Raw genomic sequence first — 543 nt, forward strand, 5'->3', positions numbered from 1 at the left:
TAAAAGCGTTGAAATATTTTGTACCAAGCTGAAAACCATGTTTGTTCTTCCAGCTGCCTTCTCCACCAAACACATCTGTAGAAGAGAATTCATCGATCAACCATTGCCCGTAGGTAAGGAAGTGATCGCTCCATTTATATTTTCCGGTAAGGCCAATGACTGCATTTCCCGCCTGTGCCCCCGTAGAAAATTCGATGGCACGATAAAATATGACTGGATTAAGGTAATTAAGATCGAATCCCCTGTTGTTGTCGTTCTCCCACATGACCGACTCAAAAAAGCCAATATTTAACCGCTTTGTTATATTATAACTCAGGTAATGATTCGCCATGAACTTGGTGCGGTAAGAACCTTCCCCTGTCACCTCGGGCCGCACATCACGTAAGGACATCCAGGTGTTGGTATATTTTACTTTCCAGAAGGTGGTATTAAGCTTGAAAAATGGGTAAGGAGCGGCAACATCACTTAAGAGTAGCGACCGGTAACCATCGCCAATAAAATTCTTGCCATGTCCAAACTGCAGATTGAAATATTTTCCCGGAC

Annotated in this window: 1 pseudogene; it reads right to left on the reverse strand. The window is 43.1% G+C overall.

Features of this window, described 5'->3' with window-relative positions:
• A pseudogene (locus HC175_RS17050) lies at nucleotides 1-543 on the reverse strand (gliding motility protein RemB); the annotation flags it as partial.

Source organism: Salinimicrobium oceani (assembly GCF_012037645.1).